Consider the following 8,952-nt stretch of genomic DNA (forward strand, 5'->3'; position numbering starts at 1 on the left):
ACAACACCCGCTCACACTCCGCAATCCCCTCCGCAAACACCACCGACTCATCCAACAACCGCCCACCCATACCCACCCACTGCGCACCCTGACCAGGAAAGACAAACACCGGCCGACCCACCCCCGACCGCACACGACCCACCACACCACTGTCGACAGCCTCACCCCGCACCAGGCTCTCAAGCCCAGCAGTCAGCCCCTCCACATCCGAGCCGAGAACGACAGCACGGTGCTCGAACAGCGCACGCGAACCCACCAGAGCACGCCCCACACCGGCGACATCCACGCCACCCCCATCAGCCTGGGCAGAGCGCACGTACTCCAGCAACCGACCCGCCTGAGCCGCCAACGCCCCCGCACTACGCCCCGACACCACCCACGGCACCACCGCAGGCTCCACCACGGACGACGCCACATCCCCACCAGCAGCTTCCTCCGCCGGCGCCTCCTCAAGGATGAGATGGGCATTGGTCCCCGACACACCGAAGGAAGACACACCAGCCCGCCGCACCCGCTCCCCACGCGGCCACGCCACCGCCTCGGTCAACAGCTCAACAGCGCCCGCATCCCAGTCCACATGCGAAGACGGCCGATCCACATACAACGTGCGCGGCAGCACCTCCCGGTTCAGTGCCATGACCATCTTGATCACACCACCCACACCAGCAGCCGATTGCGTGTGCCCGATGTTCGACTTCAACGACCCCAACCACAACGGCCGACCCTCGTCCCGGCCCTGCCCATAGGTGGCCAGCAGCGCCTGCGCCTCGATCGGATCGCCGAGCGTCGTACCAGTCCCATGGCCCTCGACGGCATCCACATCCGCCGTCGTCAGCCGCGCGTTGGCAAGCGCCTGCCGGATCACCCGCTCCTGCGACGGACCATTCGGCGCCGTCAACCCATTCGACGCCCCATCCTGATTCACCGCAGAACCACGCACCACCGCCAACACCCGATGCCCCCGCGCCCGCGCATCCGACAACCGCTCCAGCAACAACACCCCCACGCCCTCGCCGAACCCGGCCCCATCCGCCGAGTCCGCGAACGCCTTGCACACCCCGTCCACCGCCATGCCGCGCTGGCGGGAGAACTCCACGAAGAGATCCGGGGCCGACATCACCGCCACGCCACCGGCCAGCGCCATCGAGCACTCACCACGGCGCAGCGCCACACTGGCCTGGTGCAGGGCCACCAACGACGAAGAACACGCCGTGTCCATCGAAAGCGCCGGGCCCTCAAGACCGAGCACATACGCCACACGGCCGGATGCGACACTCTGCCGACTGCCGTTGAGCAGGTAACCCTCGAGCTCGCCCGGGAAGGTGCTCAAACGCGAGGCATAGTCGTTGTAGATGACGCCGAAGTAGACCCCGGTCGGCGTGCCGCGCATCTCAAGGGGGTTGATTCCGGCAGTCTCGATCGCTTCCCATGACGTCTCCAGCAGCAATCGTTGCTGCGGGTCCACCGCCAGCGCCTCACGCGGCGACATCCCGAAGAACTCCGCGTCGAAGTCCGCGGCATCGTGCAAGAACCCGCCCTTCCGCCCGTACGAGGTGCCCGTGTGCGCCGGGTCCGGGTCGAACAGGTTCTCCAGGTCCCAACCGCGGTCGGTAGGGAAGTCCGAGATGGTGTTCCGGCCGTTCGCCACCACGTCCCACAGCTCATCGGCGGAGCTCACTCCGCCGGGGTAGCGGCAGGCCAGACCCACGATGGCGATCGGGTCGTCCGCGTCGGGCCGGCCGTCGTCCTCCGTCGCGCCGGCCGAGGCGGGGGAAACGTCAGCGACGTCGCCGACGATCCGAGACCTCACAAAGCGCGCCAGCGCGGCCGGGTTCGGGTAGTCGAACAGGGCGGTCGACGGGAGGCGAACCCCTGAGCGCTCGGTCAGGTTGCTGATCAGCTGCTGACGCTTCTCCCGGTAGACGCCGAGAGAGCGGAAGGAAGCCTGCTCGGCGATGTCTTCCGGGCTGCGTGAGCCGAGTATCTGAGCGATCTCTTCACGTACCAGGGCAAGCACCATCTCGAACTGCCGCTTTTCGGACGCGTCAGAGAGTCGATCGCGCAGCTCAGCATCCGTGAGTACTCGCCTATCCCGCACAGCAAACCCTTCCAACGCCAACGGAATTACGCCATATCAGATGTAGACAGCCCGCCAACCGTCTGGCCGGAAACCGGCCGACGGGCTCTCAAGTGATCGTGCTTAAAGGGCCGGAACAACCGGCCTCTGGTATCAATCAGGCGCCCAATGGAGCGAATTCGTTCACTGAGAGATGCGCTTCGCGACGAAACGGGCGACATCGGGCAGCTGCTCAGTGAGGTAGAAGTGGCCGCCCGGGAAGACCATCAGCTCGAAATCCCCGGTGGTGTGCTTTCCCCAGTCCTCCGCCTCATCAGAGGTCACTCGCTCATCGGAGACACCGATAACAGTGGAGATGGGGCAGGTGACCCTGGTGTCCGGAGAAACCGCATAGCCCTCGATCGCCTTGTAGTCGCTGCGAATGGCGGGCAGGATGACGCGAAGGGCATCCTCGTCGGCGAAGATCCCGGAGTTCGGACCGTTCAGCGCCTTGAGGTCCGCTATGAGCTGGGCATCGTCTGTCCTCAGCGTCTCGTCACGGCGTCTCGAGGGAGCGGGGCGGGCCGATGCGAACAGCCGTTGCGGGCTGATCCCGTCCTTCTCTTCGAGGCGTCGTGTCACCTCGAATGCCAGTACCGCGCCCATGCTGTGCCCGAAGAAGGCCAGCGGACGATCGTCGAGGGCTCGTACATCCTCGAAGATGAGGTCGGCCATTTCCTCGACGCTGTCTATGCACGCGTCCCGGTGGCGATCCTGCCTTCCCGGATACTGAACGGCCAGGACTTCCGCCGACATGTTCAACCCTCTTGCGAAGGGAAAGAAGAAGGTGGCGGCGCCACCCGCATGAGGAAAGCAGATCAGTCGGACGTCTTGAGGAGACTCGCCTCTCCGAAAGCGGCGAAGCCAACGCCCGGGGCGTACTTCGGCTGCACCCACGTGCTCCATCCCTTCAATGACCGGTTCCGGCGACCGCACGGTGGTAACCGATGCCAGTAGCCGAAAGGGCTCGGATGAACGGACCCACCCCCGCTTCACAGCCTCCGCCAAAAACATTTTCGACGCTACAAGCCATCCGCCAACCTGAGAAAGGGTCATCTCTGCACAGACCAACTGGTGGCCATGGCACGGATGCACAGGTGCGTGGCGCACGGACGGTCGTGACCAGCGAACACGGCCGTGCGAACACGGTGCCGCGAGGGGTCTGGGCCCCTTCCCGGAGCGCCCTCCCTGGTCCCGGACAGAGGGCCGGACAGGGGCTCGGCAGGGGCTCGGCAGGGGCTCGGACAGGGCCCGGATGGGCCGTATTCAACGGTTTTTCCGGCGTATGACGCCCCACGGGCGATGGCAGGAGAGTGCCATTTGGCTTGTGCCTGCGTTGCCACGGCCGAACACACGGCAGCATGGAGAGGCCCGTTCAGCGAACGGTGCGCCCGCGTGCCCCTACGGGGCTGTCATGGACCGACCTTCTCCCTTTGGTAAAGCGGCCATCCAGGGCATCAACGACCCGCCCGCTGCATTGAGCAGGAAAGAAGCGCCATGAAGGTGTGGATCGACCAGAGCAGATGCCTCAACAGCAGACAGTGCGAGGAAACCGCACCGCGCGTGTTCTCGATCGCGGACGACAGTCTCGCCTATGTGCGTCAGAACGGCCGGATGCTGGACCAGCCGGGCGGCGAGACATGTCAGGCGAATGTCCCCGATGAGGATCAGGACGCTGTCGATACGGCGGCCTACGAGTGCCCGGGGCAGTGCATCCACGTCATCGAGCAACCGTAGACAGGCCCGCGTCAAGAGAGCCCGTGCCGAATAGGAGACCATCGCATGTCTGCCGCCGAGAGCACCGATGAGAGCATTCCGCGCCTGCCCTTCGACCAGTCCGGACTGATGGAGCTGCCGCCCCGGTTCGCCGAACTGCGGGAGAACGATCCCATCGTCAAGGTCCTCACCCCCGTCGGCGATCCGGCGTGGCTGGTCACCCGGCATGAGGATGTGAAGAAGCTCATCTCCGACGCGCGTTTGGGCCGTTCGCATTTCGATCCCCCGAACGCACCGCGCTACAGCGCCGCGGTCATTCTCGGCGGTCCGCGGGGCGAGTACGAGACCGAGGTCGTCGACCACACCAAGGCACGGCAGGTGCTGATTCCGTCGTTCAGTGCCCAGCGGATGCGTTCCCTGCGGCCACGGATCCAGCGGACGGTGGACGAGCTGCTGAGCCGATTCCAGGAGCTTCCGCAGCCGGCCGACTTCCACCAGGAGATAGCGAAGCGGCTTCCCGTGTTCGTCATCAGCGAGTTGCTCGGCATCCCCTTCGCCGACCGTGAGCAGCTCGGCACGTGGTCCCAAGGCACCTTCCACACCAGCGACCAGCAGATCGCCGTCACGGCCATGCTGGAAATGCGTGAGTACATCGCGAAGTTCATCGAGCTCAAACGCGCCGAACCGGCCGACGATGTCATCACCGACCTGGTCGCCAAGCAGCAGGAGACGGGATTCCCGCCGGACGACGCCATTCAGACGTATGTATCGACGCTGATCATCGCCGGTTTCGAGACCAGTGTGTCGTTCACCGACTACGGCACCCTGCTGTTTCTGCGGAATCCGGATCAGCGGGCGCTGCTGGAGGCGGATCCCGGCCTGGCTCCCCGTGCCGTGGAAGAGATCCTGCGGTTCGCGCCGGCTTCGGACGCCTGCATCACCAGGTACGCACGGACCGACTTCGAGTACAAGGGGACGCGGATCTCCGAAGGAGATCTGATCGCGCTGAGCCCGCAGACGGCCAACCGTGACCCCCGCGTCTTCCGGGAGCCGGAGCGATTCGACATCACGCGGAACGAGAACCCGCATATGACGCTCGCCTACGGCCTGCACTACTGCATTGGCGCCCCGCTGGTCCGCGTCATGCTGGACGTCCTCTACCAGACGCTTTTCGCCCGCCTGCCCGGGCTGCGACTCGCGGTGCCGATCGATGAGCTGGTGTCCAGGAACAACGTGCTGACGGGAGGGCTCACCTCGCTGCCCGTGGCCTGGTGACCGACGTACGAGGAGCCTGAACAGGCGCCCCGGCGAGAGCCCGTAAGCGGGCGCGACCGGGGCGCCTTCTTCATGCCGCCGGGTCGCCGTATCGCCGCACGGCGGTACGTGATCATCCACGCATCCACGGCATACCTGGCCGGTGGCAGGACAGTGCCACTCGGATCTTGAGACGGCACCGAGGCGGCACGAGACGGCAGAATGATGTCGGGACTGCGTTAACGGGGAGGTTGCTGCGGTGTGCAGTGCCAGTGATGAAGTCTCACCAGAGATGAAGGCGGCCCCTTTCCGCCACAGCCAGGGACCAGTGGCTGTCGGGCGGTCATTACGGAAGTTCGCCAGCGCGGCTTTCGGCATCATGTCGGCCATGCCGCCGTGCATCTCTCCGTCAGAGTCGGCGTCCGGGCATTCACCGGCCTGAGCAACGCCTTCAGCGCGACGGCCGTCGCGCACCTCATCCTGCGTGTGCGCTTTCGTACCACGGCTGCGGCGCATCATTTCCCGCCGCGGTGCATCACCTTTCATAAACCATGGAACATCTTCGTCACGGGGGCATCGGTGCCAAGTTTGGGTTCACTGTGCGAAAAACCGGCCTTAGGGCTGCGTTTCCTTGATGCTGTCGACCGCAACTCCTTCCGGGCCCGTACGGTGCTGGGTGTCTGGCTCTCCGATCCGGAGTCGGAGAGGAACATCCGGCTCCTGGACACCGGACTGCGCGATCTCCTGGTCATCGTGGCGCCTGATCAGCCGTGGCTGACCGATCCGACCGCGGCCGAGCACCGGATCCGCATCCTGGCGCGCAGTGGGGCGGCGGGCCTCGCGATCATGCGCACCACTTCGCAGGACGTGCCCGAGGCCGTACTGGTGAATGCCAGGAAACACGGTGTGCCGCTGCTCGTCGGCAGCGAGGAGCTGTGCGGATCGGAGGTGGCGCAGGTCGTCAGCCGTGAGCGGCTGCGGGAGTACGAGGACCGCGCTCAGCAGCTGGAGGAGATGCTGGACCAGATACGGCGGCCGGGGAGGCAGGGGCACCACAGACTGCAAACCCTGCTCGACCGGCTGGCCAAGGCGGTGGAGGGGTCGGTGCGGCTGGTCGATCCGCACAAGACCGTGCTGACGTCCGAAATGAGTGCGGGGGGCCCGTTGGTGGAGCCGCCGGCCGCCATGGTGGCACGCATCGTGGGCGGGGAGGTGGGAGCCGCGTCCATCAACCATGGGAAGCACAGCGTGCGGCTCTACTCGATCGGCTATCACCCACCACACATGGTTCTCATCGTGGTACGCGACCAGGACTTCAACGAGTCCACCGAGAAGATCATCGCGCGTTCCACCGTGCTGCTGAGCCTGCTGATCCGCGCGGAGGAGGTGGACAGCGACCAGTACCGGGTCCAGCAGACGATGAGTTCGATGCGGGCCGCGGTGCTCCATCTGGCGCTGAACGGTCTCACCCAACTCGCCCAGGAGATCGGCCAGTCCCTGTACCCAGGGCTGTTCACCGCCGATCAGGTCAGGGTGCACCTCATCACCTGTGGTGAGCGGGAGCTGAACGCCACGGCCGCCAAGCTGGAGAACGCACTTCGGCAGCAGGCGCTGGTCGTCCGTTCGCCGTTCCGTTCCGATCAGCTGTTCGTGGTCACGCCCGAGTGGCCGTCGCCGTCGCCGTCGCCGTCCTCACCCTCGTCACCATCCCCGTCCTCGTCCTCATCCTCATCCTCATCCTCATCCTCATCCTCATCCTCATCCTCATCCTCATCCTCATCCGGTGAGGATCGCGGGACGAGCGTGGCCCAGCGGCTCCACGACCTGGTGGCCGACGTTCCGGGGCTCCGGATGGGCGCCAGTCACCCCAAGCCACTGGCGAACCTGGAGGAGGCACACCAAGAGGCACACCGGGCCCTCACCATGGCGGGGAACAGTCAGGAGAAGCTGGTGACGGCCGCCCGGGAGGAACCCGGTCTCTCCTTCTTCCTCGACCCGGGCGCCGGCCAGACATGGGCAGAGGCATTCCTACGCCCGCTCGACGCCCTCGCCCCCGCCGCGCGGGAGAGCATTCTGCGAACGATCGATCTGTCGTTGCGGTTCTCCCGTCTCGATGTGGCGAGGGCCACCGGCTCTCATCGCAACACCGTGGCAGCACGCATCGCGAAGGTCAGTGAGCTCCTCGCCCTGGACCTCACCTGCCTGCCCGACCGGGCCGTACTCAGCCTCGCACTGGAGCTCCGGGCCTTGCCTCCCCATACGCCCCATACCCCCCATACGGCCCATGCGGCGAACGCGGTGTCCGGCGAGCGGAGCCTCGGCGAACTGCTGGCGGACGACGGCGCCCAGGAATGGGCCAGGGTCTACCTCGGACGCCTGGACGCGGATCGCAGAGAGCTGCGGCGAACGCTGGCGGCATGGGTGGCCTGCGGCGGCAATGTGGAGCAGACCGCGCAGAAGGTCGGCGTCCATCTGAAGACGGTCCGCAACCACCTCCGCGCGGCCGAGAGCCTGCTCAACTGCCGTCTCCTGGGCACACCGGGACACACGCATGACCTGGTGCTGGCCATGCATGCCCTGGAGGTCGCCCAGGTTCTGCCCGACCATCTGGTACGGTCCCCCTCCCGTCGGCTGCGCGCCGCGTGACCTGCGCCTTCACTCCCGTACTCCCCGTACTCCCCGTACTCCCCGTACCCCCGGTGTTCCTCATTCTTCCCGCGCCCCGACATCGCGAGCGACGACGGTGCCGATCTCGTTCGCCGCCGCGGTGTCGAGCATCTCCGAGTGGGTGCAGCCGATCTCGACGATCCTGATGTCTCCTTCCACATACGGTCGCCAGTCCAGCGGGTCGCCCGTCCTCGCGTCGCTCTCCGGTATCACCGCCCGCACAAGGATGATGTCGCCCTTGAGGACGGGAGGAGTGTGGCGCGCCATCATGTCGAGATTCGTCTGGTACGCCCGGTAGATGCCGTCCACGTGCTCTTCGCTGACCTCGGTCTCGAGGAGAGGTGGCCGCCACGACTCGTCGTCCGCCACCGGCTCGTACTGGTTCCGGGCGACCCTCAGCAGGTCCTCGACCACTTCCCTGCGGGACGGGCACCAGGGCGGTTCGGTGCTCTGCCGCTCGATGGGGTACGCGTCCAGGAGGAACAGCCGATCGACCCGTTCCCCCATGGCCTCGAGGCGTGCGGCCATGGCGTGTGCCACCAGTCCGCCGAAGGACCAGCCCAGAAGCTTGTACGGCCCCGAGGGCTGGATCGACCTCATCATGGCCACGTAGTCGTCCGCCATCTCCTCGATACTCGCCGCCGCCTCCCGCGACACATCGAGACCACGGGCCTGGAGGGCGTAGAGGGAGAAACGGCCGACCGCGCTTCCGGCCAGCGCCTGGTAGGCCCAACCGATGCCACTCGCCGGATGCACACAGAACAGATTGGGTGTGTCCGGCTCGGACCTGATGGCCAGGACGGCGTCGAAGTCGTGTGAGCTTTCCCCATCGTCCAGGAGGCGAGCGAGCAGAGCCGGGGACGGGGCCTGGAACAGTGCCTGCATGCCGAGGCGGGCCCCGGTCTCCGTGCGCAACCGGCCCATCAAGCGCATGGCGAGCAGGGAATGGCCGCCCAGCGCGAAGAAGTCGGCGTCGGCGGGGACATCAGGCAGGCCGAGCACCTGGGCGAACAACCCACACAGCGACTCTTCTGTCGGGGTGGCCGGTGCACGGCCGGGCGCAGGGGTGTAGTCGGGGGCGGGCAGCGCCTTGCGGTCCAGCTTCCCGTTCGCCGTCAGCGGCAACCGCTCCAGCACGACCACGGCCGAGGGCACCATGTGCTCCGGCAGGACCTTGGCCAGGAACCCCCGCAGCTCCG

The 8,952-nt window shown here is 66.4% G+C and carries 5 protein-coding genes and 1 pseudogene; 3 read left to right on the forward strand and 3 right to left on the reverse strand.

Annotated elements, in window-relative coordinates:
* Both ABD329_RS46835 and ABD329_RS46840 read right to left on the reverse strand, forming a co-directional pair.
* Positions 1 to 1,957, reverse strand: a pseudogene (locus ABD329_RS46835) (type I polyketide synthase); the annotation flags it as partial.
* Between the two features lie 303 nt (positions 1,958 to 2,260).
* Positions 2,261 to 3,022, reverse strand: a complete 762-nt coding sequence (locus ABD329_RS46840) for a thioesterase II family protein (protein ID WP_198280153.1) — start codon at positions 3,020 to 3,022, stop codon at positions 2,261 to 2,263.
* A gap of 591 nt (positions 3,023 to 3,613) precedes the next feature.
* Here ABD329_RS46840 and ABD329_RS46845 point away from each other — a divergent pair.
* The 3 genes from ABD329_RS46845 (at position 3,614) to ABD329_RS46855 (ending at position 7,732) form a co-directional block, all read left to right on the forward strand.
* Positions 3,614 to 3,853 (forward strand): ferredoxin, encoded by a 240-nt coding sequence (locus ABD329_RS46845; RefSeq protein ID WP_198280152.1) that lies wholly within the window; start codon positions 3,614 to 3,616, stop codon positions 3,851 to 3,853.
* Between the two features lie 45 nt (positions 3,854 to 3,898).
* The gene (locus ABD329_RS46850) at positions 3,899 to 5,107 is read left to right on the forward strand and encodes a cytochrome P450 (RefSeq protein ID WP_198280151.1); all 1,209 of its coding nucleotides are present in this window, start codon (positions 3,899 to 3,901) and stop codon (positions 5,105 to 5,107) included.
* Between the two features lie 567 nt (positions 5,108 to 5,674).
* Entirely contained in the window at positions 5,675 to 7,732 is a 2,058-nt protein-coding gene (locus ABD329_RS46855) for a helix-turn-helix domain-containing protein (protein ID WP_214665416.1), read from the forward strand.
* Between the two features lie 60 nt (positions 7,733 to 7,792).
* Here the strand turns inward: ABD329_RS46855 and ABD329_RS46860 are convergent.
* A partial coding sequence (locus tag ABD329_RS46860; protein ID WP_344318142.1) for an alpha/beta fold hydrolase occupies positions 7,793 to 8,952 on the reverse strand: 1,160 nt, incomplete at its 5' end.

The organism is Streptomyces javensis (assembly GCF_039525925.1).
GTDB classification, from domain to species: domain Bacteria; phylum Actinomycetota; class Actinomycetes; order Streptomycetales; family Streptomycetaceae; genus Streptomyces; species Streptomyces asiaticus.